This window comes from Muribaculum gordoncarteri (genome assembly GCF_004803695.1).
In the GTDB taxonomy this organism is placed as follows: domain Bacteria; phylum Bacteroidota; class Bacteroidia; order Bacteroidales; family Muribaculaceae; genus Muribaculum; species Muribaculum gordoncarteri.
On the sequence record NZ_CP039394.1, the window covers coordinates 48,340 to 70,436 of the forward strand.

At 47.7% G+C, this 22,097-nt stretch carries 30 protein-coding genes; all 30 read right to left on the reverse strand.

The genetic code is table 11. The features are described 5' to 3' along the window. Nucleotides 1-18: 18 nt before the first annotated feature. The 30 genes from terL to E7746_RS14790 all read right to left on the reverse strand — a co-directional run bounded on the left by terL (nucleotide 19) and on the right by E7746_RS14790 (nucleotide 22,088). Nucleotides 19-1,491, reverse strand: a complete 1,473-nt coding sequence (gene terL / locus E7746_RS14645; RefSeq protein ID WP_135472890.1) for a phage terminase large subunit — start codon at nucleotides 1,489-1,491, stop codon at nucleotides 19-21. Continuing rightward, nucleotides 1,488-2,009, reverse strand: coding sequence for a hypothetical protein (locus E7746_RS14650; RefSeq protein WP_135472891.1), 522 nt, complete (start codon nucleotides 2,007-2,009; stop codon nucleotides 1,488-1,490). The genes terL and E7746_RS14650 overlap by 4 nt, the downstream gene beginning before the upstream one ends. Before the next feature lie 5 nt (nucleotides 2,010-2,014). Next, nucleotides 2,015-2,890: a GREB1-related protein gene (locus E7746_RS14655; RefSeq protein ID WP_135472892.1), complete on the reverse strand. Its 876-nt coding sequence runs from the start codon at nucleotides 2,888-2,890 to the stop codon at nucleotides 2,015-2,017. Further along, entirely contained in the window at nucleotides 2,877-3,749 is an 873-nt protein-coding gene (locus tag E7746_RS14660; RefSeq protein WP_135472893.1) for a ParB N-terminal domain-containing protein, read from the reverse strand. The genes E7746_RS14655 and E7746_RS14660 overlap by 14 nt, the downstream gene beginning before the upstream one ends. Before the next feature lie 113 nt (nucleotides 3,750-3,862). After that, nucleotides 3,863-4,216, reverse strand: coding sequence for a VRR-NUC domain-containing protein (locus E7746_RS14665; RefSeq protein ID WP_135472894.1), 354 nt, complete (start codon nucleotides 4,214-4,216; stop codon nucleotides 3,863-3,865). A gap of 2 nt (nucleotides 4,217-4,218) precedes the next feature. After that, a complete protein-coding gene (locus E7746_RS14670) occupies nucleotides 4,219-4,653 on the reverse strand; it encodes a single-stranded DNA-binding protein (protein WP_135472895.1) in 435 nt (144 codons plus the stop codon). Between the two features lie 309 nt (nucleotides 4,654-4,962). Further along, complete coding sequence (locus tag E7746_RS14675) at nucleotides 4,963-5,439, reverse strand: hypothetical protein (protein ID WP_175577983.1); 477 nt, start codon at nucleotides 5,437-5,439, stop codon at nucleotides 4,963-4,965. 4 nt (nucleotides 5,440-5,443) lie between these two features. Further along, nucleotides 5,444-5,731, reverse strand: a complete 288-nt coding sequence (locus E7746_RS14680) for a hypothetical protein (protein ID WP_135472896.1) — start codon at nucleotides 5,729-5,731, stop codon at nucleotides 5,444-5,446. A gap of 11 nt (nucleotides 5,732-5,742) precedes the next feature. Continuing rightward, complete coding sequence (locus E7746_RS14685; RefSeq protein WP_135472897.1) at nucleotides 5,743-5,958, reverse strand: hypothetical protein; 216 nt, start codon at nucleotides 5,956-5,958, stop codon at nucleotides 5,743-5,745. Beyond that, nucleotides 5,951-6,403: a DUF4494 domain-containing protein gene (locus tag E7746_RS14690; RefSeq protein ID WP_168184427.1), complete on the reverse strand. Its 453-nt coding sequence runs from the start codon at nucleotides 6,401-6,403 to the stop codon at nucleotides 5,951-5,953. The genes E7746_RS14685 and E7746_RS14690 overlap by 8 nt, the downstream gene beginning before the upstream one ends. A 34-nt stretch (nucleotides 6,404-6,437) precedes the next feature. Beyond that, nucleotides 6,438-6,764, reverse strand: a complete 327-nt coding sequence (locus E7746_RS14695; RefSeq protein WP_135472899.1) for a nucleoside triphosphate pyrophosphohydrolase family protein — start codon at nucleotides 6,762-6,764, stop codon at nucleotides 6,438-6,440. A gap of 201 nt (nucleotides 6,765-6,965) precedes the next feature. Then, a complete protein-coding gene (locus E7746_RS14700) occupies nucleotides 6,966-7,754 on the reverse strand; it encodes a hypothetical protein (protein ID WP_168184425.1) in 789 nt (262 codons plus the stop codon). Nucleotides 7,755-7,810: 56 nt separating this feature from the next. Then, nucleotides 7,811-8,089, reverse strand: coding sequence for a hypothetical protein (locus tag E7746_RS14705; protein ID WP_135472901.1), 279 nt, complete (start codon nucleotides 8,087-8,089; stop codon nucleotides 7,811-7,813). Further along, nucleotides 8,086-9,786 (reverse strand): DNA cytosine methyltransferase, encoded by a 1,701-nt coding sequence (locus E7746_RS14710; protein ID WP_135472902.1) that lies wholly within the window; start codon nucleotides 9,784-9,786, stop codon nucleotides 8,086-8,088. Before E7746_RS14710 ends, E7746_RS14705 begins: the two co-directional genes overlap by 4 nt. After that, a complete protein-coding gene (locus tag E7746_RS14715) occupies nucleotides 9,783-10,112 on the reverse strand; it encodes a hypothetical protein (protein WP_175577984.1) in 330 nt (109 codons plus the stop codon). Before E7746_RS14715 ends, E7746_RS14710 begins: the two co-directional genes overlap by 4 nt. Next, nucleotides 10,109-10,519: a hypothetical protein gene (locus E7746_RS14720; protein WP_135472903.1), complete on the reverse strand. Its 411-nt coding sequence runs from the start codon at nucleotides 10,517-10,519 to the stop codon at nucleotides 10,109-10,111. The genes E7746_RS14715 and E7746_RS14720 overlap by 4 nt, the downstream gene beginning before the upstream one ends. A gap of 3 nt (nucleotides 10,520-10,522) precedes the next feature. Next, nucleotides 10,523-12,730 (reverse strand): DNA methyltransferase, encoded by a 2,208-nt coding sequence (locus tag E7746_RS14725; protein WP_135472904.1) that lies wholly within the window; start codon nucleotides 12,728-12,730, stop codon nucleotides 10,523-10,525. Between the two features lie 2 nt (nucleotides 12,731-12,732). Then, complete coding sequence (locus E7746_RS14730) at nucleotides 12,733-13,407, reverse strand: hypothetical protein (protein WP_135472905.1); 675 nt, start codon at nucleotides 13,405-13,407, stop codon at nucleotides 12,733-12,735. Between the two features lie 8 nt (nucleotides 13,408-13,415). Continuing rightward, nucleotides 13,416-13,886, reverse strand: coding sequence for a hypothetical protein (locus E7746_RS14735; protein ID WP_135472906.1), 471 nt, complete (start codon nucleotides 13,884-13,886; stop codon nucleotides 13,416-13,418). Then, complete coding sequence (locus tag E7746_RS14740) at nucleotides 13,883-14,203, reverse strand: hypothetical protein (protein WP_168184426.1); 321 nt, start codon at nucleotides 14,201-14,203, stop codon at nucleotides 13,883-13,885. The genes E7746_RS14735 and E7746_RS14740 overlap by 4 nt, the downstream gene beginning before the upstream one ends. Nucleotides 14,204-14,319: 116 nt before the next feature. Beyond that, nucleotides 14,320-14,658, reverse strand: a complete 339-nt coding sequence (locus tag E7746_RS14745) for a DUF551 domain-containing protein (RefSeq protein WP_135472908.1) — start codon at nucleotides 14,656-14,658, stop codon at nucleotides 14,320-14,322. A 2-nt stretch (nucleotides 14,659-14,660) separates the two neighbouring features. Then, nucleotides 14,661-15,083 carry a hypothetical protein gene (locus tag E7746_RS14750; RefSeq protein WP_135472909.1) on the reverse strand — a complete coding sequence of 141 codons (423 nt, stop codon included), beginning with the start codon at nucleotides 15,081-15,083 and terminating at the stop codon, nucleotides 14,661-14,663. A gap of 4 nt (nucleotides 15,084-15,087) precedes the next feature. Further along, a complete protein-coding gene (locus E7746_RS14755) occupies nucleotides 15,088-15,360 on the reverse strand; it encodes a hypothetical protein (RefSeq protein ID WP_135472910.1) in 273 nt (90 codons plus the stop codon). Next, nucleotides 15,357-15,743: a hypothetical protein gene (locus tag E7746_RS14760; protein ID WP_135472911.1), complete on the reverse strand. Its 387-nt coding sequence runs from the start codon at nucleotides 15,741-15,743 to the stop codon at nucleotides 15,357-15,359. The genes E7746_RS14755 and E7746_RS14760 overlap by 4 nt, the downstream gene beginning before the upstream one ends. A gap of 121 nt (nucleotides 15,744-15,864) precedes the next feature. Beyond that, nucleotides 15,865-16,671 carry a P-loop NTPase family protein gene (locus E7746_RS14765; protein ID WP_238337400.1) on the reverse strand — a complete coding sequence of 269 codons (807 nt, stop codon included), beginning with the start codon at nucleotides 16,669-16,671 and terminating at the stop codon, nucleotides 15,865-15,867. Between the two features lie 10 nt (nucleotides 16,672-16,681). Then, on the reverse strand, nucleotides 16,682-17,536 hold the full coding sequence (locus tag E7746_RS14770) for a hypothetical protein (RefSeq protein ID WP_135472912.1): 855 nt from the start codon (nucleotides 17,534-17,536) through the stop codon (nucleotides 16,682-16,684). An 11-nt stretch (nucleotides 17,537-17,547) separates the two neighbouring features. Continuing rightward, complete coding sequence (locus tag E7746_RS14775; protein WP_135472913.1) at nucleotides 17,548-18,162, reverse strand: hypothetical protein; 615 nt, start codon at nucleotides 18,160-18,162, stop codon at nucleotides 17,548-17,550. A gap of 159 nt (nucleotides 18,163-18,321) precedes the next feature. After that, nucleotides 18,322-19,062, reverse strand: a complete 741-nt coding sequence (locus E7746_RS14780) for an MBL fold metallo-hydrolase (RefSeq protein ID WP_135472914.1) — start codon at nucleotides 19,060-19,062, stop codon at nucleotides 18,322-18,324. 17 nt (nucleotides 19,063-19,079) lie between these two features. After that, nucleotides 19,080-20,048, reverse strand: coding sequence for a recombinase RecT (locus E7746_RS14785; protein ID WP_135472915.1), 969 nt, complete (start codon nucleotides 20,046-20,048; stop codon nucleotides 19,080-19,082). 12 nt (nucleotides 20,049-20,060) lie between these two features. After that, entirely contained in the window at nucleotides 20,061-22,088 is a 2,028-nt protein-coding gene (locus E7746_RS14790) for an ATP-binding protein (protein ID WP_135472916.1), read from the reverse strand. Between the last annotated feature and the right edge of the window lie 9 nt (nucleotides 22,089-22,097).

Below are 22,097 nucleotides of genomic sequence, written 5' to 3' on the forward strand. Positions count from 1 at the left end.
ATTTAGAGATGTTGAGGGTTAAAAAACTTGTAAATCGTCATAATCAAAATTATCATCGTCTTCTTCGTAGAGGTCATTAATGGCATAGCCGAGAACATCCACAAACTCATCGTGCGTTGAAGCCGGGAATGCGCATACTTGATTCAAAAAATCTTCGTTCCAAGAGCCTTCGACTATGAAGACACGGCCGCACTCTATGCGCGGCGAAACGACACGGAAACGCACTTCTTTATCGTCTGTCGGTGTCGGCGTTTCCTTGACGTTGAGAGTCGATATTTCACGCAACATCTGCACAACTGATATGCCGTTAGCCTTTGGCTCGATATTGAGCTTGCTTTCACGAGTGCCTTTGTGCGCTGATATGTATTCGGGGAGAAACCGCAGTAAGTCAGGCATTTCTTTGTAGACGGACTGTGCATCGTAGATGTAGATGTTGTTCTGAATGCGACACGCTGCAAGTATGCCCGATGGGTCATTGTCTTTGCCGACTTTCTTCTTGTTGTAAGCGGTATCGAGATAGAAGTGCATCGGCTCGTTGTATCGCAATGAGAGAAATTCAGCCATTGAGATTTTACGAAACCAATCGCGCTTAACGATGTTGCCGCCCTCGATTGTCGGGTGCTGCTGATAGAGTGCTGAAAACTCACGCGGTGCGCGTTGCTGTTGCTTCAGTAGCTTTGCAAGCGAATGTTTCCACGGCCATAGAGCATCTCCAATGTGCCGCTGTGAGAGTCCGTTGTCATTCTCATACTCACATATCGCCGGAATCACAAGCACAGTCCAATCTTGCGGCTCGGCTTTCAATATGCGCCCTGCCAAATCGTCTTCATGCCAGCGCGTCATAATAAATAGCTGTTTGCTCTCATTGTGAAGTCGGGTTGTCAGTACGGTATTGTACCAATTCCACACCTTTTCACGATATGTAGCCGAGTATGCTTCGCTTGCGTCTTTAACCGGGTCGTCAATGATTGCAATATCGACCGGCGTACCTGTCAAGCCGCCGCCAACGCCGACAGCTTTGTAGAATCCTTGTCGCCCGACTGTTTCAAAAATATCCACATTACGCAAATAGCCTTTTGTGTCAGTTCTCACATTAGAGCCATTGAGATAAGTGTTAGGGAAAATTGCCTGATACTCTTTACTGTCGATTGTGCGCTGTATCGAGCGAGAGAATTGAGATGCAAGATCAATCGTATATGAACTGCCGACTATTCTTAAATCGGGATTCTTTCCGAGTACCCAAGCCGGAAAGTTGCGAGAGATGATTTCTGACTTACCGTGCTGCGGCGGCATGAATACCATAAGATTTTTGATTTCGCCATTATATAGTTTCTGACAATAATCAGCGATTAAGATATGAAACCACTCCGCACGATATTTCGGGTTGACATAGCCGAGAAAAGACGCAAAGCGTTCCGGCGCATCTCGCTTCAGCTTAATGCGCTTCAATTTCAGTAGCCTTTTCATCGTGTCACTCTCCGTTGATGTCATTTTTGTATCATTTCGAGCCGTTCAATTTCGGCTGCGAGTTCTTCGGGTGTCATTTGCTCATCCGGGTCACTATCTTTCTTAATCGCCACATCGTTGCGCTGCCGGTTCTGATAGTGTTCCGGGTCAAGATTGCAAAGCAAGAAGATTGCGGCCGCAACATCTGATTTGACGTGAACGGTCGTAGTCTTTCTTCGCATTCGGTGTATGATTGGCTGTGAGGGGTTTTGTGGATTCTGCCGGTATTCGGTGTTTTCTTCCGTAATTTGGTGGTCATATCCTTTTGCTGATTTGGCAAGCGATTCAACCAACTCCCGGCATAGATGCTCTTTGAAATACTGCTTTGCTCGGTCTATCGCTTCGCGAAATTCCGGCTTCTGCAACCACTGATAGTAAGTCTTGTGGTGCAAGCCCATCGCTTTGAAGAAGTCTTTGAGCTTCGCGCCGCCGTGTTCCATTAGGCCGTTCTCCATTATCCACTCCTCACACTCTTTGATTTTAGCTTGGGAGTATTTAGCCATAGCGGTTATTCTTTCTTTTTGTATTTCTCTCTGATGATTTTTGGAGCCGTAAGAGTCCAATTTACGCGGTGGTGTAAACGCTTCTGATTGACATACTCGTTACCCATAGTCCGCACTTTGACTGATGACGGCTGATACATGACCGTGAAAAACGACTTGAGATAAGTGCCGGAATCGAGATATACTTCAGTCATGCCACCGGCATTCGATTGAGTCTGTTTTTGCAAGAGGCATATTTGCTGAATCTGCAAAAACAAGTCGCCGGTTGAAGTATTGCGCGTGTACGTGTTCACATCTTCATTGATGCGCCCAAGAAACGTGAATCGCCGTTCAGTGTCGCAAATAAACGAGTTCATTGCTTTTCGCTTCGTGCGTAGCTGCTTGCCCTCGCCACCGGCACCACCGCCGAGATAATCGCCACCCTGCGCCATTGCGATTGACTTAGCCGGAATCTTCTTGAAGAAGTCGAGCATAATATCAAAGACGGCATCGAGATTGCGGATTACCTTGTCTTTGGTAATGTAGCGTAGACGGTTATCAAACCTCCATTCAAAGACTGTATAATCATCGTCAAGCTCGATAAAGTAGCGATAGCCGAGTTTCTTTGCGATGTCGAAACAAGCATTTCGGGCATACACAATCGTGCGTCTATCTCCAGGCACTCCCTCATCGAATGTTTCAGCGATTGCGGCTTTGTCGAAGATTACTACATTCTCGTTGCCGAATCGTGATATGTATTCCGGCGCGGATGGGTCTTCGTTGTCAAGCACGATGACAATACGCCCGGTATAGCCCGACTTCTTCAAGCTGTCATAGGTCACAACTCGGTCAGCTCTGCCGTGAGAGAGGATAAAAGCGACAAAATTCTTATTCTTCATCATAATCTTCTGCGATGTCGTTTTCGGTTAGAGCTTCTTCATCCGTAATGTCGCGTTCAACGCGGTAAGCATTCGCGAGGTCTTTGGTCAGTGTGATAAAGCCGTTCTCAATGGCTTTGTCGAAGTCGATAATCACAAGTGCGGATTGCTCCATGAGAGCTTGTATTTGCGGCGATGCCTGCGCGTAATAGTCCGCAATCTTGGCGTAGTTGAAAACCGTATGCCGTCCGGCTGCCTGACGTAGAAACTCGCGTACATCATCCGGCAAGTCTGCGTTCTCTATCTCGTGAAGCAACGCATCTCGCTTTGTGGTGTCGTACATCTCGCCGAAGCTCGGAGTGCGGCCGCTTGGCTCGTATGTCGGGGCTACGACCTTGCGAGAGTAGCTATCATTTTGCGATTGCTCATTCTCTGCGTCTGCCGCGCTTGTATCCCAATTATCGGGAAGTTCAACGCCCCAAGTCTGCAACTGCTTCGCGTCCCAATTGCCGGACTTCAGCTTGCCCCAATCCCATACGCCGAAACCGTTGTTGTCGAGAATCGCATACGCTTTCAGCTTCTCGGTCGGAGTGTCATGCTCGATAACTACTGCCGGCACGAATTTATACCCGATTTCGGTCAATGCCCGATACCGCATATTGCCTCCGAGAATGATGTAATTGCCGCTTTCAAGCTGATAGACTTTGAGCGGATTATATTTCAGATATTCCGGGTAGTCGATGATGTCTTGCTTCAATAATGCGAATCTGTCCTCATCAATAGTGCGAGGATTCTCCGGCACTCCGGCAAGCTGTCCGGCGTTTTCTTCAAGCTGCTCAATGTCAATGAGCCGCGTTTGTGCGAGGTCGTTAAATTTTTCCATATTTTTTATATAGCGATGAAATGCGACTTTTGCGGTTTTTGTGCAAAGGTAATAAAAAAGAGTACTTGTTAGGTACTCTTTCGGGGTAAAAAATATATTGAAGCGGTTATTTTTCAGCGTTGAGCTAAATAATTCCGCATTAGCTCAATAAATTCTTCTAAGGAACGGACTATTTCGTAGCGATAGCCAAAAGCCTCAACTTTACGTTGGAATCGCTTTTGAGAGTCTTGCTGCTTGCCTTTCGGTGTCTTAAACTCGATGCAAAGAGCGTGATGATATTTGTTAGGTAGTAGGAATAACATATCAGCGACTCCGGCTGTTACTCCCTCGCCTTTCATTATCCCGGCTTCGATTCTGTTTCTTGCTCCACCATTCGGAACGGCAAAGAGCAAGAGCGCGAGGTCTGCATACTGAAGACGAAACCACTTCACGCAATTTTGTTGTATCTGACTTTCTGCGTGTCGCATCTTCAGAACGGTAAGTCGGGGTCATTCATACTCGGTTGCTGATAGCCATATTGCGGCTGTTGCTCTGCATACTGTTGCGGAGCTTGTGAAGTCGCCACGCTTTTGCGGTCGAGCATCTGCACCGTGTCGGCGTGAATCTCTGTGACGTATCTTTTGATGCCGTCCTTATCGTCATACGAGCGAGTGCGCATCTTGCCTTGAATGTAGAGAGCTGCGCCCTTGCGTATGTAGTCACGCGCTATTTCGGCGAGTTTACCGAAAAGCACTATGTTGTGCCACTCGGTGCGGTCTTCGGATGTCGAGCCGTCTTTCTTTGTGTAGCCGCGTTCAGTTGTCGCGACTGTGAGCGTTGCCATCGTCTTGCCGTTGCTCGTGGTGATGATTTTCGGGTCTTCACCAACGTAGCCGATGATTGTTACTTGATTAACGGATGCCATGAGGTTTACTACGTTATAATTATTATTTAGTTTTATATATACACACTTATTGATTATTATATATTATATCAATAGAAGTGTGCGTTGACTATTTCGCGTTTCTGATTTTCACTTGCTTTTGACAAGTATAGGTTGACGGCTCGTATTTCGGCGACATGAACGATATTACTCCGGGTATTTTATGCTCACGCCCGGCATATCGTCTGCGTATTTCACGGAATCGTGCGTATCGTTCACAATTCATTCTGATAAGGCAGTTTGTGCCGGAGCATACGATTGAATCCGATAGTACTGTGCTTGCCATGTCGCTTAATATCGAAAGTCTGTGAAGTGGATTATTACACCGTTGAAAGTCATATCGCCCTGCGGCTCTTTGCCGAAAAACCAATCGGCGAAGTCAGAGAGCGACAAACCGTCATTCTTTGCAAGTTCTGCCACATCAATATTGTTGCCTCCGATGATTCTTGCCGTCAAGTACGGCTTGTTTGCGTGGAAGTCGTGATGATAGCTGATTTGAATGCGCTGCACTCCTATCGGCTTATCTATCGTGTGGATTTCTCGTTGCTTCGAGCGGTACGGCTTGCCGGACCACTGCCTTACGGATAGGTAGAAGTCGCCACGCTGCATCTTTTCAGCGTTGACCGCCCACAAGTCGAAGTTGCGGCGTATCGTGTGAATCTTCTTGCCGGCTTTGAGCTTTGTTTCAAACTCGGTCAGTTCTCCGGCTCTCGGCAATGTTGCCGGAAACACTCTCGATAGAGTGATGCAAATTTTCTTCTTTGCCATTTCTTCAGTTCGGGTTGAATGTTGTTATCAGTTTACGTTTGGCGAGATAGTTGCGCGTTGCAGGGTCTTTAACCACGTCAATGTCGATTTCATCAAGTCGAATCTTGAGGTGTATCGCTCTGCCTCGCTTGTTAATCTCGCAATGGATGCTTTGCAGATTCTCGTATTCTTCGCGAATCTGATTCATCTTGTGTTCGAGATATGCCTTTGTGCGCTCGTTTCTTCTCGCTATGCGCACTTGATTCAGCACGAGAGCGATGTTGATGACAAGGCAAATTATCTGAAATGTCATAGGCGCGGTTTTTACGGCGTTTTATCGTTTGGGTAGTCGAATATACTCGGAGCTTGCGGAATCGCGTCAGGCAAGCCGAGAAGCCGCTCTACGCGGCTAATCTCGGCATCAACCTGCGCTTCGATTCGCTTGCTTTCAGCGAGGTCAGATTTGCGGTGATATTTGAAGTAATCACGCTGCTTGACTCTCATACGCCTCACAAGGTCGAAGAACTGCCGGTTATCCATTGTCTGACTTGCTCGTGAGTTTAGCCGGATACACGTCCATTAGGGCGGTTTCAGTGATGGCGGCAATCTCGAAGTCTGCCATTGTGCCTTTCATGCCGGCGATGAAGTTGTCATAAGCTCCTTTGAAGTCGGAAGCCTGCACGAGTATGTAAGACGCTTTGCGTTTCTCTACGGCCGTCTTCTCATCTATCGTGATGAAATTGACTTTGACCTTATACCACTTGTCGCCGCTATCATCGCGGAAGATTTCAGCGATATTCGATTTCTTGACTGCCGACACGGTGAAGTCGCCGCTTATGAACGGCGTTACTTCCTCGATGATACGCGATTCAGCTTCAGTGAATGAAAGCGCGTCAACGAGATAAGGTTCGGTTACTTTCTTTACGGTGCCGTTCTCCATCATCTTGTCGAAACGGACTTTTGTTTCAATCCATAGTGCCATGATTGATTTCTTTTTTTGAGGTTGATAGATGTTTGAGTTATCGGTTATCTCCAGAGCCGCCGAGCATTCCGCGCTCCTTTCGTGATTGCAGCTTGTTGATGTTCATTTGTGCGATTGCTTCAAGTGTGAAGCCGAGGTCGTTTGCAAGCGTAGCGCAATACCACATAACATCGCCTATCTCTTTCGCGATTTCTATCTTTCGCACTGTGTCGAAACTCTGATTGTTGTCGCGAATTACTTTCTTGACCTTATCGGCTACCTCTCCGGCTTCTCCGCACATTCCGAGTGCCGGATAGATGATGCGCTTGTCTTCGGGATAGACGGCGGTTGTGAGTGCTGCCGCCTGGTATTCGTTTATTGTCATTTGATAGTAGTTATTATATTGTTATATAGATATTATCTCATGTTGTAGTTAACTGCTAATGGTACGGCAATCTCGCACGGATTGTCGGTTTCGCGCTCTGTCTTCTTCGATTTATAGCCGGGCGAGGTCTGCCGATTACAGTCAGCACATACCAAAACTCGATGCCTAAGCAAAAAGCTGCATGATGTTCGATTTCAAGTGTCATATTTCGTTGAGTTCTATAATCGCGATTTGTGTCGCGAATGTTTTTATGTATGTTTCTTTGAGAGAGGCGAAGCGGTCCGATACCGGCTTGTCGCCGACAAACTCCAATACGAGCTTGTCAAGTCGATATATCTCTATCGGGAGTATTCGCCCAATTTTATGCCCGACTATCTTCTCTATCTTTTCAGTCTGCCATCTGACATATCTCAATAGCGACTTCAAGAGAATATCACACTGATATACGGCTAAAAGATAGTTGAGAGAATCCGGCGAGAGTTGCGGATATTCGTGCATGAGGTCGCAACGGAGATTAACAAGTAACGTCTTGAAGATGTCACTTACTCCATCTTCAAACATATACATATTCTGCGTTTCTGAATCGCGGTGCTGCTGGTCTATGTACGTTGAGCGTAAACGGTCGTAGTCACGGCGTAATTCGCGGATTGCTCGGCTGAGTTTCTTCGTTTCTTTAAGCTGCATTGTTATTGACAGGTCTATGATTGTGTCGGCGTAGTCCCACACAAGTTCGGCGATGACAAACGGCACATACGCGAATCTGAAAAGCGTATCGTGGTCGAGTATCTTTGAGAGCTTCAGAGTTTCGCGTTCCTCGCGCTGCTGTGCGGCTAATGCCTTACGGCGTTCAATTTCTCTGACTAAATCAAACCCCGATTCAGGCGTGTAGTTGGTATTGAGCATTCGCGTTTCGCGGTAGAGCGATTCTACCAGCATTCGCGGTGCGGCGTTTGCAATTTTCTCTGCATCTGCAAACAACATATCTGCCATAGCTGACTTTTGCTGTTCGGACATTGCCGCGATTTTCTTCCTAACGTCATCTTGATTCATACCCTCTGTTTTTTGAGTTTCAATGAGAATATTCCTTTTGCTTTATCCCATTCGGGGTAACTGTATTTGTCTTGCGGATTGAAAGTGCTTATCCACAATTTTATCTGCCTTTCAAACTTTTGTTGGTCTTTTTGTGCTTCAACCGAATTGAGAATGTTGCAAAACTCAATCGCCGCGTTCTGATAGTCGCCAAAGCATTTAAGTGGAGAAACATTGTACCCGTCCATCCAACTCACAACGTAACCGTCAGAGGTATGTGTCTTTACCGCTTTCATGCCGTCTGTCGAATTAATCGTTTCACTGAATCGCATAGAGCGACACACCAAGCGCGGGCGATTGTGACCTCAACCGCGTTGCCAATGAACTTCTTTTGGTCTGCTTGTGTGCCAATCAGCACGTAATCTTCCGGGAAGCCCATAATCAGTTTGAGTTCTGATATTTTGAGCATTCGCATCTTGATGTCGATAATGCGATAGAGTGCCATAAACTCTTTGATTTTAACCATTATCGGGCTGTCGGTGTCATATACCGCAATCGCGAAGTCGCCGGATTCGGTAGAAATGAGATATGGCGGTCGTTTATCCATCTTGGCTATAAGTGTGAAGCAAGGAGATTCGACCGAGCCGCCAGGCGATGAAAATTGCGGATTCATCAAGTAGTGATGCTTGCGATTGGCTGTGATGACCCTTGACGGCTCATCGATGGAGCTGTCGACATTGTTGTAGTTGGTATCCATTACCCAAGGGCACACGCTTATGAGCTTTTGTTTCGGGTTAGTGAGTACTGCCGGATTGGGGCTGTCGAGGCTCGAAAGTTGACCGCCACCGGAATACTCGTTTGCTATGAACTGCGTCTGAATCAAAGCAAGCCTATCGCGTGTGAGCAACGTAGGGCAGGGGCGGTCAATGCTTTTACCTGCGTCTTTGAAGTTGTAGCTGCAAAGGAAGTCAGTGTGTATCAATGCGTGATGGTCTACTGTCGTGATTGTCCCTGCCGGTGCTTCGAGAGATATGTTCTTATCGTCAGGCGCGCCGCTGTACTGCTTTGAAAGGAACTGAACGGAAGCGAGTGCAAGCCGCCCTTGTGTCGCGACTGTCGGGCATGGGTCTTCAAGCGAGGGAGCGACATATCGGCCGCGTTGATTCATGGAGTTGTATTTTACCATGAATGCCTGCTTGCCACCGGCGACAAACTTAATCAGTCCGGCATATATGCGTTCAAGCGTCTTATCGGAGAGCGGCTTCTTGCGGTTGAAGATTGAATTGCCCTCATCCTCCAAATCAAGGACTTCACGCACCGGCTTCCACTTGTATAAAGTGCCGAATAATGCCGCTTCGCCGGTCTTGCTGTGTGTAGCTTCGGGAAACACTATCGGCAAGTTCTTTTTCGCGAAGATGCCGAAGAATCGTTTGCGAGAAGTATATGCGCCGTAGTCTGCCGCATTTAGGATGCGATGCTCGAAATTATAGCCGTATCGCTTGACATTGTTAACCCAACGGAGATATGAGCGTCCCTTGTCGGTCGAGAGCGGCTTTCCGTTTTCGTCTACCTCGCCCCACGACATAAACTCTTCGACATTCTCAATCTGTATATAATCCGGGTCGATAGCTTCAATGTATCGGAATAGATGCTCGGCAAGTGTACGGCTGTCTGCATCGCGCGGCTGGCCGCCTTTCGCTTTCGAGAAGTTAGTGCATTCGAGAGATGCCCAAAGAACTGTAAGAGCTTCTGGATTCTCTCTGCGGCATTTGTCGAGATGCGCAACGAGCGGCGACAATTCAAGTGTTCGGATGTCTTCAGTGAAGTGTAAGGCATTCGGATGATTCGATGCGTGGGAAGCTATCGCATTTGCATCGTGATTCACACACGCAATGACCTCGGCGCATTGCTCTCCGTCAAGCCTTGCGGAGTTAACGCCGGTCGAAGTACCACCGGCACCGCAAAACAAGTCGATATATAGTAATTGCTTCATTGCTGTTTGGATAGGTTTATTTTGATTATTTTATTCGCTCTGTGCTTTGATTCAAGTGCCTTTTCTTTCTCGGCTGCATACTCAGCAAGCAATTCAACGTGTCGTTCAAGTTCTCGCATGAGGTACTTGTTTTCTTCTCGCAATTCCTTGATTTCAGCATTGCGCCGTTGGATTTCCTCGTTGTATCGCTTCCTCTCAAACTGTGAGAATGTGAGGTCAGAATCGCTGCAAGTGCAACGCTCGATGTCGCCGCTGACTGCGACTGCCATGCAGCCTGGTATCAGCACGCGCCCTGCGATTTTGTCAACGATATAGTGGCACTTCATAGTTTCGTAGCGTATGGATGTTCGGGTATTGCGTCATAGTAGCCGCAACCGCCACTCCTGCGGTTAGGCATAGGCTCGTATTTAGCTTCAGATAAACCCTCTCGCATTTCGGCTGACAACTTGACGTTGTTGAATAGCTTGCATTGCTTTTTCGGGTGCTTGCAGCGATTCGGCGAGAATAGCTTTGTATATGAATACTCCGAGCCATCCCACCCATAACTCTGCCAATATTCGATGCTCTCTTTCTCGTTTTCGTCAAAAGACGATTCGTAATGTTGGCACGAGTAGCATAGCGGCCGTATTTCCGGATTCTGTGAGCATCGCATTTCTTCATGCTTCTTGCAGGCGCATTCGCGGAGATACACCTTGCCGCAATACTGACAACGATATGCGGTTACTTTTTCCATACTTCAGAAGTCAAAGAGTGATGGGGTGTTAACTTCTTGCTCGGCATTCTTGATGTTTTTTACTGCTGTCGCAAAGTAGCTGTCCTTTAACTCGCAACCGATGCCTCTACGGTTATTCTTCACGGCGACATATACTTCAGAGCCGATGCCGAGGAACGGAGTGAATACGACCTCGCCCTCATTACTCCAAAGGTGTATCAGTCGCTCGATGACCGAGAGTTGCAGAGGGCAAATGTGCTTTTCATCGCCCTGCGCCGTACCCTCCGCTCCGTTCAGCACGTCAGTACGCTTTATATCCATCCACACCGGCGATGCCCAGCGTTGCCACGTTTCAAGAGGGAAGTTGTCACGGTTGAGATTCTTGATAGGCTCCCAATCGGCTTCATCGCCCTCCCATTTCTTGAATATCGTGATATATTCAGCCATTCCGATGCCGGTCTTCGAGCTGTCGGATGTCACTTGCTTGTAGAGAAGTCGCTGTGTCTTCGTGCGCTGCATCTCCAACACCGGGTCACACCATATCGTGACTTTGGAGTGCAACTTGAATCCCTCGGCGAGTACGGCGCGTGTATGTTCGCCGGTGAAGTCATACATTCCGGTATAGCCGGAAGAGTTCTTATACACGCCGAGGTCTTTTGTGTGGCAGCACATGAGCCGTCCGGGCTTCAAGATTCGGTAGAGTTCTTTCAGCAAGAATGCGTATTGTTTGAAAAAATCCTCGTGATTCTCGTTGTTACCCATGTCGTGTATGTAGTTCGAGTACGTGAACAATGAACTGAACGGCGGCGAGAAGATTATGAGGTCAACGCTGTTGTCGGGAATGCGCGAGATTTCGATTGTCGTATCTCCTTTCATCAGAAGTACGTAATCATCGCGGTATTCCTCGTAGGTGTAATCGTTGAGAAGTCCGTACTTGTGTTCGTTCACGTTTCGGTTTATTTCGCGCTGCATTTCTTCAAACCGCGCTTGTTTTTGTTCGATGATAGCCCTTGCATTCTGCATCGTATCGGTTATTATGAGGTGGATATTCACTGCGTCAGTTCGCCCGAATCGGTACGAGCGGCGCACTTGTTGATAGAAGTCCTCGAAAGAGAAGTCGGGAGCTACAAAAACTTGCGTTCCGCAGCTTTGGAAGTTCATGCCGTAGCCGCATATCTTGGCTTTCGAGATTAGTATTCGGATTTTGCCGTCTGCGAAGTCGAGCAAGCGGCGTTCTTTCACATCGTCTTTGTCGCTTCCGCGCACTTCAACTGCATCCGGCAAAAGCTGACGGAGAATGTCGCCCTCCTCGTTCTGCTTAATCCAAATCAGAACTTGCCCCTCGGTTTCATTGGCAATCTTGGCAGCGATTTCAAGGCGTTCTGTCTTCGTCTTGCGTAGTTCTGCATTGAAGTTTGTCGCGTTCACTATGCCACCGGCGAATAACTGCCCTGCCTGGGGTGCTGTTTCCACCATGTGCGTAATGTAGTTCAGCGGTGGCAGCTTGAAACGCTTGCCGGTTTCGATGAATCCGATATCTGCCGGATTCTCGAAGACGATAGCCCACGATGCTATCCAGCCGTAAAAATCAGCTTTCGCATGACCTTTAAGGCGGTAGTTGTTCATGCCATCCTCGCGGACAAACCACTTCGAGCGCATATCCTGCGCGTCAAGCACGTTGAGAAATTCAGAATGATTGCCGATTTCGTTCAAGTCGTTTGGTGAGGGTGTCGCGCTGCAACATAGCTTGTAGAGCGTATGTTTGAACTTTGCCGTTATGGCATTGCGATAATGCCCGGTAAAGTTCTTCAGTATCGAGCTTTCGTCAAGCACCACGCCTATAAAGCGAGATTCATCAATGTTATCTAACTGCTCGTAGTTCGTTATGACGAGTTTAGCATCAGCCGGAAGCGTATCGGAATATCGGTGTATCTCGTAGCCAAATTCCGAGCCGTCTGCTATTGTCTGACGGCTTACCGACAGCGGAGCGAGTATCAGCACCGGGCGAGATTCGCGTTTGGCGACTTGCTGCGCCCATTCAAGCTGCATGATTGTTTTGCCGTTACCGCAACCGGCGAATATGGCTGACCTACCGCGCTTCAACGCCCAGCGCACACAATAACGCTGAAAGTCGAAAAGCTGCGGATTTAGCTGCGATTCTTCGATGTCGAAGCCACTATCAGCCACGCGCTGTATCTTTGTCGATAGGAAGTCTTGATAAGCTGTATTCATCTTTATTTCTTTTTGCGGTTGACCCATACGGTAGGCTTTATCACGTTGTAAGGGCAGATTACGACTGTTATTTCTTCAGTCAGAATGAAAGTGTTACCGCCTGTGTTTCCGCTTGCAACGTAGTTGCATTTGTCGATACCAAGCAACTCCATTGCATCGCAAAGAGCAAGCAACTGATATGCGTTGAAAACTTGCTCATAGATACCGATTGAAGCCTCATACGGAGGTATCAGTCGCCCGGTTGGTTTCTCTATTGCCGGAGATGAATTTCCGGTGCCTTTGCATACCGGGCACGTGTGATATTCTCTGTGCGTGAAGTTGTGTTTGTCTTCATACTCCCATTCGACTTCGCCGTCACCATCACAATCCTCGCACTCAATAGCCGGACGGATAGTCTTCATTTCTTTTTCAGTCGATACACGCTCAACTGCATCTTTGAGTTCGGCAAGTGCCAGTGTGATGTCGATGTTGTTAGGGTTGAGAGATTTCAGAACGTGGAGGTTGTTTGGCTTATAATCGCCTTTGCAGATTTCCGGCTTAATCATTATTAAGCGGTGAGTTTCAGTTGCGCACACGTAGCCGTCAGAGAGAAACGGAGCCTTTATTTGCTCTCTGAAATAGTCGCTGTCATAAAACAACGCCAAGAGTGCGGATTCGTCAAATTCTTTATTCATCATTGCGTTGATTAAAAGTTGATTTCTTGTTGTATTGTCGGCTCTTTGTAGCCGGGATGATTCTCTATGTAGTGTGAGCGTAAAGCGTCTGCAATCTTGGCTCTTTCATCATCCGAAACGTGATTTTTGTCGGCATCGGAGTTGGCTTTGAGTGCTAATTCCAAACTGCCGTGCAGTCGTTTTTCAGAGAGGAAAATCGAATACTCCGAGAACATTCGAGTTGAGCCTATCGCGTCTTGTATTTCGGTGTCGGTCTGCTGTCTTACATAGACTGTATGCTGATACTTGGCTATTGCCCGGAGCGTCTTTTCATCTCTCATCTTTTCATTCTCGAAGATGACCGAGATAGCCTCTTTTTTACGGATTTTGCCGACTTTCGCCCATCCGTAGAAAACTCGTAGATTCTTTGGCCGCTTACGCTGTCCGAGTTCTGCTTTATGCTTGTTGTCAAGCATGGCAAGTTTTAATCGTAGTCCGCTCATAGCTTTATGTCTCTGAATGTTTCGATGCCGAATACGAGTTCAAGAGTTGCTACTCGTTCCCAATTTCGGGCTTTTGTTATCGGAGTTCCTACACCATTACCGCTTTTAGCGTTTTTGTATATCTCAATGATTCGTTTTCGCTCTGCATCAGTGCATCGTTCAAAGAGAGGTGTTTGGAGTACATGATTTGCTCCGGCAAGGAAGTCGCGGTATCTTGACGGCTTGTTGAACGGTTGGCTGCGTGAATAGTCCCAAGCTGCATTTTCTATGCTCTGACTTACTGAGAATATTGCGTCTTTATTTACGTTGAAGTCCAAACGGTCTTCCCGATAGTAGCATTTATGAGCCGGGCAGTCATAATATTTTCCTCCCAAGTCTTGGTAGCCACATTCATAGACTTCTACGACTGTGTTACTTCCGATAAGTCGCGCTTTCATGCCTCACCTCCTTTCGGTGGCTCCGGCATCAGCATCCAATGCGTTATCCGATAGTCTGCATAATCCGAAACATGATTATCGCCGTCCGGGTCATGTACCTCGGTCGTTGCTGAACACCAATATTTGCCTTGGTTGTCATAGACATAGCACCGTACTTCTTTGAGGTGACTATCGTAGCAAATACATCTTTGTAGGTGATTCGGGCGTTCACTCTTTGCATCTCGCCACTTCATGCGCTGACCTTTAGTGAGGTCATTCAGCAATGAAGTGCCGCCCTCGATGCTGACTTTGCCAGCATTCCAATCGATGATTGATTTTTGTTTTTGATTTTCCATGTTCAGATATTTGTGTCGATTGTGAGATAGGGCATACCACCGGGGAAGCACTGCCAAAATTCACGAGTGAGTAAGAATTTGACTGCGCCTATCGCTATGCCGAGGCACACGAGATTGTCGCACGTTTCGTGGAAGTCGGTCCACTGAATGCTGTCTGCTGTCATGCACATATTGAGGAAAGTCCAGCCGCCGCCTTTAAGCGCATGGAATTGTTCGGGCAAGCAAGATAACATCGAGAGTATGTTCTCGCGGTTAGCCGTGACCTTATCGCGGTCAAAACAGGCTTTGATTCTTACACCGTCAACGATTTGCGTTGCGGCTTGTACTGATTCTGCGAGGCAGTCTTTGAACACCGCTGTTACGTTGGCGGCGGTAAGCTGCATTGGCTCACGGAGAGCTATTTGATTAGTCGTTTGAGTTTCCATATCGTTAACCTTTCATTCTGCCGAGAAAAGCGAGTTTCAGCACATCAGACTGACAGCTTATAATTGCAAATTCGAGCATACAATTTTCATCGGCAATGTCGTTTATTCTTAGTATCTGGTATCGCTCATTTGGAATGCGCACAATCCAAAAGTCTTCAAGTTCAGCTTCTTCAACATACCCAAAGAACTTGTTAAGGCTGTCGATTAGATGCTGCTGGAGATATTCGGGGCTGTATGCCGCCGCTATCTTGTCTTGATTGCGAAGTGCGTATCTCATTGGATTTCTTCGATGTCTATGTACCAATACGAGAGTGAGCGATTGAATAAGCGCACGTTCTCGATATAGTTGCGTTCCTTGTCTTCTTCTCGGAGAAGTGCGTACTGATTGCTGTATTTGTCTATGTAACCGATTGCGTAAAAGTATTTGCCGGTGTTACGGTTATAGCCTTTGACAAGTACGTGCTTACCGATTAGAGCATCAGAGAGATTAAGCTCTGACCACTTCATTGTCTTTTCTACGGCCGTGCTTTGTGATGCCCGGTGCATCCGAGCTTCAGCGGCGACACACGCTTTGCAGCGGTTGCGGTATGACTTCGAGAAGTCGGCGACCGGCTTTATTTCGCCGCAAACCTCGCATTTCCGCGTTTCTTGATTCTTCATTTCACTCATTTGCGTTAGAGTTATCGTTTTTTATTGTTTCCTTGCGCCTCACCGCGTTTATTGCTCTAAAATGATAGTTTGTATATCTTCGCATTTTTATCGCGGTTAGGAGCGGTTATTTTCATCTTCGGCTTGCGCCGGTCAAGTAGAGTACGTTGTACGTCTTGAATCGGTCTGCCAATCGACCAAACCCATCATCAAACTCTTTCTTCAGTTTTTCAACATCGAGATTTGTTGTCAGATGCGCGAATTTCCGGCGGTCGGGTGCTGTCATTGTCCAAATCTCATTTCTTGCGTGCAGGAAGTCATTGACGATTGTTTTGGTGTCGATTCCGTAGAAAGGTCGATTTTCAACGCCGATGTCGTTCAAGCACAGATTAACCGGCTTGCATTGGAATCCGACTGAATTTTCTTCGTTGTATGTGTAGCGGTCGATGTTGTTGTGAATCGTGTAGTAATTCACCATCTGCGTTACCGATACATTGTGAAAGAAATTCGGATTGTTGGTGTATCTCAGATATTCGGAGAAAATCTGCATCATCAGAGTTTTGCCGGTGCCGACTTCGCCCATAAGCAAAATATGCTTTTCCAACTTGTGCCCCTCATCCGGGAATATCTGCTCGGCAAGATGGCAGTTGTTGAAGTAGTAGAGCAAAAAGCGTAGCACTTTCGCGTTGTGTTCGTCAATCACGAATCTGCGCCGCTGTCCGGCAAGGCAGATTGAGTTGGCGATTTGCACAACGAGATTGCTGTGGGCGTTAAATGTCGATTCAACCGATAAGTCTTCAAACTGCGTGATTTGTTTCCTCGCATCGTTCATAACTTTGTTGATGACCGGTGCAATTTTCAATCTTGCAACTTCAGCCGCTTCACGCTTGCGCTTGGCTTCGACTTGCGCGATGATTTCGGGTGTCAGTTCTTCGTTCATGTTGCGCTGCTTAGTAATTCATTCCACCGAAACCGCCGGAATAGTTCATTTTTGATGTCGGTTGCGCCGGAGCTTCCGGCAGCTTGGATTCAGCCTTGATTTCCGGGTATTCGGTAGTCCATCTTGACTGATTGAGCCAAGTCGAAAGATTTGCTACTTGGGGAACAAACTCTCCGGCTGCTTTCGCGGCAGCGCGGTAGGCGGTCATTCTTTCGAGAGCCGGCATCAGCAAAGGGACGATTTCGCGCCAAGTCTTCGGATTTTTCTTTTTGAAGTTCTGAAACTCCACATCGTGACCGCGCTTGTTCCCTGGGTATGCTTTTCGGAAAGATTCAAAAGCCAACTCCAATTCAGAAATTTCCGAATTTTGACATATCTCGTTAGAGATAATATTTCTTTTATTCTTTATTTCTTTACTTGTGTCCGCTATGTTGTCCGTTAAGTTGTCCTTTGGGCTGTCCGCTATGTTGTCCGGGTTGTTATTGGCACTACCATTGCAACCGCTTATTATATTGCCGTTTAAGCTGTCCTTTAGGTTGTCCGCTGCTTGATACATATTATATTTGCAAATTGTAATGATAGTTGTATTGCCAATAGTTTCTTTCGTTATCATCTTTTCCTCTTGAAGCATCTTCAAAAAGGCAATGACTGTGTTATGCCCTTTGTGCCAACGCTGGCAGAGGAAAGAGATTGATGCAACAAGTTGACCGCGTTTGATTTCGATTAGCCGAGAGCCGCCGGATAACGATTGACCGTCATCCCAAGAAGCCATAAGGAGCAAGTCGAGCCACCATTTGAGGCGTTCGGCATCTTGCCAAATCCAATGCTTTGGCAACTCCCGGCTAATCTTAATCCAACCGTTCATGGTCTATTCGCTCAACCGAAATAGAAGTCTTGCCAAATCTTGATGAACTGTTTTCCGAAGTAGTCTGCAAGAGCTTCAGATTTCACGCAAAGACGGGACCTGATATACGCATCCGTACCCGAGGGCGCGTCAGCCGAGTCCGCATACGCAAAACCGGCATACGCGCCGTTAAGCGCATCACCGCCGAAAAGGACACATTCGGCTTTGCGCTCATCATCCATCTGGTCTATCTCTTTTTGAGTATAGAGCCAATACCACGGATACCACTTGTTTTCTCCCTTGACGTATTTGGGAGTCCATCCCTCGTTGAGAGCGGCGGCGATGATGCGGAGCTTCAGATACGCTACGAGGTCTTTCGCCGTTTCATCCATCGGGGGATTCTGCTCCTCGGTAATGCGGCGATACTGATTGACGAGAGCGTGATTGCCGAGTTCACGGCAAGCGTCTTCAAAGGTCTTGACGCGCTCTGTTATCGGGCGGTTGTCTGCTGTCATGGCTGATTCGCCGTATAAGTTGCAGAGTAACGCCTTGATTTCGGGGTTCTCTGTGTTGTTGTAAGCTGCACGGACTTTTTCGATTGTCGGCTGCTCAAACTTTACTGAGTTTGTTGGCTCAATTTTTCGCATTGTTGATTTTGTTTAATTTTGGTAAAACTTCATGTTTGAGTAATCTAACTGCATTAGTCAGTCGTAAACTTTTACGTATCGCCGCAGTGTCGAGATTGTCAAGAATCTGCGGCAAGCTCCGGCATATCGTTGCGACAACATCATTAGGCACATTTCTCATCAGTATGGGATTTTAGATACGTTGATTTCAATGCCCGGATTTGCCACATAAACCGGCTTTCCTACGGCTTCCGCTATCAAGGCGCGGAATTGTTCAGCATTACTGTGCCTGCCCGATAGGTGGAGCAATACCACTTCATTTACGGCTGTGAGGTCGGTGGTACGGAGTATCTGTTCGGTTGTCTTCAGCTCCATGTGTGATTCGAGTAATCGTTCACGTGTGCTGCTGACCGTACTTCCGCTGCTTATAGCGTCTTCAAGAAGCTCATCGGAGTAATTGGCTTCAATCATTATGTGATTGAGGTTAGCAACCCGATATTCAAGCATCATCGTGTCGGTTACGAATAGCAATTTGCCCATCTCGTCATGTTCGATGACGAATCCGAGGCACGGCACATCATGGACTACCGGGAGCGCAAAGACTTTGAAGCTGCCCACTTTGTAGCCGTGCATCGGCTCGATGGATTTACAGAACGTGCGGTTTAGCTTGGGGAATGAAGCAAACACATCTTCGAGAGCAAGAGCATGGATTCCGAATTTCAGATACTCCGGCAGATACTTTGAATGGTCTTTGTGGCGGTGGCTCACTACGCATCCGGCAATGCTGCTCAACTTCCAACCGAGAACTTTTTTAACCTCGACCAAAGGCATACCGCATTCAATCAGTAATGCGCCGCCGTTAGAAGATTGCAGTACATAGCCGTTGCCGCGTGACGAGCTTCCGATGCAAAAGAGTTTCATTCGCGTATCTGCTTGGGTTAATAGTTCGGTTCTTTTGGAGCTTCTTCAGTCACCGGAGCTTCTTTTGGCTGCTCTGTAACCTCGCCGGTTTCTTCGTTCACGACTTCCTCGTATGGCACTTCGGAAGCGTCGAGATTGAGCGGTTGTGCATCTGCAAGCTGAAGCGTGTCATTTCGCGCGGCGATTGCTCGATTCTCGGCTTCGGTGTCGTGTCCGAGTGCTGACTGCATCTTGATTGAGAGATAGCCGTATTTTGAGAGAAGTCGGCGAATGACTGTCTTCAGAGCCATATCGTTGAAATTGCCCTCCCAACCGACAGTATTTGACACGATGCCGCTGTTGGCTTTCTTGATAAGGTCGGCGACTGTGACTTCTTTTTTGAACTTGATGCCAGGAGCGTAACGCTTTGCGTATGCCGCCATGTCTTCAACCGACATATAGAGCGTCTTGGAGTAGCCGTTAAGCAACTCGAAATAGCAAAAGTAGCCGATGATTTTGTCGGACTTCTTTTGTCCGTCAAGGCACACTTCGCCGGAGAGTCGATTTGCAGTGCGTAATTCGCCCTCATACACCACATCTGCGTTGATTGTGCGATACTTGCCGGTGCGCATAGCAAGCTGAATGTAGCCCTTGTAACCGGGTATGAATGTCGGTGTCGGCTCTTTAACTTCTATGGTGCGCCCGGTCTGTGGGTCAGTACGCTTAACCTTGTTTTTGTAGACTACGACATAGGCGAATCCGAGAGCGCGGTTTATCGGCAAGTCGAGTACGGCGGCTTTCAAGCACTCTTGTACGATTGCCGTAGGGTTGCACTCTTGAAGCGACTTATCGCCGTTGTAGAGGTCGATGATTGACGCGATGAATAGGTTTTTGTTCTCTGCAAGCGCGTTTTGGAACTGTTCTACCACGCTCGGCGCACTGAGGATTGACTTCAGCTTCGCGAGTCCGGTTTGCCCGGTGGTCGCGACTTGGTTGTTTTCTGCCATGATTTGCGTTGATTAATGATTATTGAATAGGCTCTTTTGAGCCGGGGATTTCTCGATTACAAGCTGCTCATCGCGTGACACAATGAGGCTAATGACTTGTGACTGCATCGGTATGATGTCGTTGACTGATTCGGCGTTGTCAACGAATATCGGAGCATATACGCCCTGCGACTTGCAGATTGCGTTGATTATGTCAAGTCCGATGATGATACGCTCTGCATTGCTGCAAGTGCTGTACGGCTTGCCGTTGAGTGTGGCTTCGCACGTTTCTTTTTCCGCGCCGTTGATTGCGGGAGCTATCCAACGGAAGCGCACGAGAGAGAAAAGTCCGTCGATTCGTTGCTCAATGGCTGCGCTACGAGCCTTTGAAAATTCGAGCATCGTAAACTCGATTCTTTCAAGCTCGGCAATTTCATCGCTTTGCTTTGAGAGCTGCGTTTCAAGCTCATCAATACGCGCTTGGGCTTTGGCGTTATCGTCACGCTTTTTGAGCCGCGATTTAAGGCTGTCTATCGCTGTCGAGAGTGCGTTGCGTTGCTCTTTAAGCTCGATGCTGTTAGCCGGTGCAGCCGGTATTGAGGACTTCGCTTCAAGCTCCGATATCTTTTTGTCTATCTCTGCAAGCTGCGCATCGGCGGATATAAGAGGCTTAACGTCCGGCATCGTGAGTTCTACGCGGTAAACATCGCTTGACTTCAGTTGCTCGATTGATGCTTTGTCGGCTTTGATAGACGCTTCGGAAGCCTCCAACGCGACAATGCTACGTTGCTTCTGCATCTTTACTGCCCCTCCTTTTTGCTCATTGGCGGCGATTCGCTCTGCGATAGCTGCGAGTTTCTTTTTGCGCTGCTTCTCGAAGTTCTCTATGATTTCAGCTTCTTTCGCTTCGATGTCTTCAACATCAAATTGACGGTGGCAGGTGGGGCAGCAAAAGTCACTTTCGTTGAACTGAACTTGCTCGGCATTGACTGCTATGCTTTCAGCTTGGAGCGACTGCCATTCTTGGATAAGGACTTTTCGTGCGTTATTGTGTCGCTCGATTTCCTCTTTTCGCGCATTTATTGCGCTTTCGGTCGAGCGTATGCGATTCGTTAGGCTGTCAATCTGAAACTGCACATTGTCGCGCTCACGCTTCTTTTTGCGATAGTCCGCAGTAGCTTCGTCTTCGATGTCTGCCACTCTTTGAGCGCGTTTGCGGCGTAGAGCCGTGGTTTGCTCTTGGATTTTCATGCGCTCGTTGTCTGCGGCTCGTTGAGCTTCTGAAGCGTCTGCCATCTGCGATTCTATCTTATCGCGCTCGGCTATCTTAGTTTTGATTTCGGACTCTATCGCTGCCCAATCTTCCGGCTCTGAAAGGTCGCGTTTCTTTTCATCAATGCGCCCGGGGATGCCGACTATTTCAGCATTCAAACGTGATTTCTTCGATGCAATCTCTTTCTTAAACTCGTTCATGGTCTTGCCGGTAATCATCGCGAGGAGAGCTTCAAAATCGGCATTTCCGGCGGCTATCTCGGTGTCGGAGATTGACCCTGCCATTTTGAGCAACATCTCCTTTTGCGCTTCGGCTGACTGTGAAGGGAAGTATGCCGGATTCGTGATGAACTTGAATACATCCTCGTTGCAGATGCCGGCGATTTTCGCGTCATACTCACGTGCGCTGCAAGGCACATCGTTGTAAAAGCGTTCTTCTTCATTGCCGGTAAACACTCGCTCGGTCTGACCGGCACGTTTAACCCATTTCTCTGTGAATCGGCGGCACAATTTGATTTCCTCGCCGTTTACGGTGATGATAGCCGATACCTCATGCGGAAGCTGTGGAATGATAGCTCCGTTAGTGTCGAGCGTCTTTAGGTCGAATTTCTTGCGGTCCTGGCTGTCTTTGCCAAAGAGTAGCCAAGTGAATGCGTCAAACAACGTAGTCTTGCCGCTTCCGTTTCGACCGAAGATGTCCGTCACTCTCTCGTCAAAGCTGACCGAGAGTTCTCTTATGCCCTTGAAGTTCACGAGCGAAAGAGATTTGATGATGATTTCTTTCTTCATTTTTGCGTT

Coding starts and splice junctions, on each gene's coding strand:
- terL (WP_135472890.1), bottom strand. CDS start 1,491: ATGACATCAACGGAGAGTGACACGATGAAAAGGCTACTGAAATTGAAG.
- E7746_RS14650 (WP_135472891.1), bottom strand. CDS start 2,009: ATGGCTAAATACTCCCAAGCTAAAATCAAAGAGTGTGAGGAGTGGATA.
- E7746_RS14655 (WP_135472892.1), bottom strand. CDS start 2,890: ATGATGAAGAATAAGAATTTTGTCGCTTTTATCCTCTCTCACGGCAGA.
- E7746_RS14660 (WP_135472893.1), bottom strand. CDS start 3,749: ATGGAAAAATTTAACGACCTCGCACAAACGCGGCTCATTGACATTGAG.
- E7746_RS14665 (WP_135472894.1), bottom strand. CDS start 4,216: ATGCGACACGCAGAAAGTCAGATACAACAAAATTGCGTGAAGTGGTTT.
- E7746_RS14670 (WP_135472895.1), bottom strand. CDS start 4,653: ATGGCATCCGTTAATCAAGTAACAATCATCGGCTACGTTGGTGAAGAC.
- E7746_RS14675 (WP_175577983.1), bottom strand. CDS start 5,439: ATGGCAAAGAAGAAAATTTGCATCACTCTATCGAGAGTGTTTCCGGCA.
- E7746_RS14680 (WP_135472896.1), bottom strand. CDS start 5,731: ATGACATTTCAGATAATTTGCCTTGTCATCAACATCGCTCTCGTGCTG.
- E7746_RS14685 (WP_135472897.1), bottom strand. CDS start 5,958: ATGGATAACCGGCAGTTCTTCGACCTTGTGAGGCGTATGAGAGTCAAG.
- E7746_RS14695 (WP_135472899.1), bottom strand. CDS start 6,764: ATGACAATAAACGAATACCAGGCGGCAGCACTCACAACCGCCGTCTAT.
- E7746_RS14700 (WP_168184425.1), bottom strand. CDS start 7,754: ATGGCAGATATGTTGTTTGCAGATGCAGAGAAAATTGCAAACGCCGCA.
- E7746_RS14705 (WP_135472901.1), bottom strand. CDS start 8,089: ATGAAAGCGGTAAAGACACATACCTCTGACGGTTACGTTGTGAGTTGG.
- E7746_RS14710 (WP_135472902.1), bottom strand. CDS start 9,786: ATGAAGCAATTACTATATATCGACTTGTTTTGCGGTGCCGGTGGTACT.
- E7746_RS14715 (WP_175577984.1), bottom strand. CDS start 10,112: ATGAAGTGCCACTATATCGTTGACAAAATCGCAGGGCGCGTGCTGATA.
- E7746_RS14720 (WP_135472903.1), bottom strand. CDS start 10,519: ATGGAAAAAGTAACCGCATATCGTTGTCAGTATTGCGGCAAGGTGTAT.
- E7746_RS14725 (WP_135472904.1), bottom strand. CDS start 12,730: ATGAATACAGCTTATCAAGACTTCCTATCGACAAAGATACAGCGCGTG.
- E7746_RS14730 (WP_135472905.1), bottom strand. CDS start 13,407: ATGATGAATAAAGAATTTGACGAATCCGCACTCTTGGCGTTGTTTTAT.
- E7746_RS14735 (WP_135472906.1), bottom strand. CDS start 13,886: ATGAGCGGACTACGATTAAAACTTGCCATGCTTGACAACAAGCATAAA.
- E7746_RS14745 (WP_135472908.1), bottom strand. CDS start 14,658: ATGGAAAATCAAAAACAAAAATCAATCATCGATTGGAATGCTGGCAAA.
- E7746_RS14750 (WP_135472909.1), bottom strand. CDS start 15,083: ATGGAAACTCAAACGACTAATCAAATAGCTCTCCGTGAGCCAATGCAG.
- E7746_RS14755 (WP_135472910.1), bottom strand. CDS start 15,360: ATGAGATACGCACTTCGCAATCAAGACAAGATAGCGGCGGCATACAGC.
- E7746_RS14760 (WP_135472911.1), bottom strand. CDS start 15,743: ATGAAGAATCAAGAAACGCGGAAATGCGAGGTTTGCGGCGAAATAAAG.
- E7746_RS14765 (WP_238337400.1), bottom strand. CDS start 16,671: ATGAACGAAGAACTGACACCCGAAATCATCGCGCAAGTCGAAGCCAAG.
- E7746_RS14770 (WP_135472912.1), bottom strand. CDS start 17,536: ATGAACGGTTGGATTAAGATTAGCCGGGAGTTGCCAAAGCATTGGATT.
- E7746_RS14775 (WP_135472913.1), bottom strand. CDS start 18,162: ATGCGAAAAATTGAGCCAACAAACTCAGTAAAGTTTGAGCAGCCGACA.
- E7746_RS14780 (WP_135472914.1), bottom strand. CDS start 19,062: ATGAAACTCTTTTGCATCGGAAGCTCGTCACGCGGCAACGGCTATGTA.
- E7746_RS14785 (WP_135472915.1), bottom strand. CDS start 20,048: ATGGCAGAAAACAACCAAGTCGCGACCACCGGGCAAACCGGACTCGCG.
- E7746_RS14790 (WP_135472916.1), bottom strand. CDS start 22,088: ATGAAGAAAGAAATCATCATCAAATCTCTTTCGCTCGTGAACTTCAAG.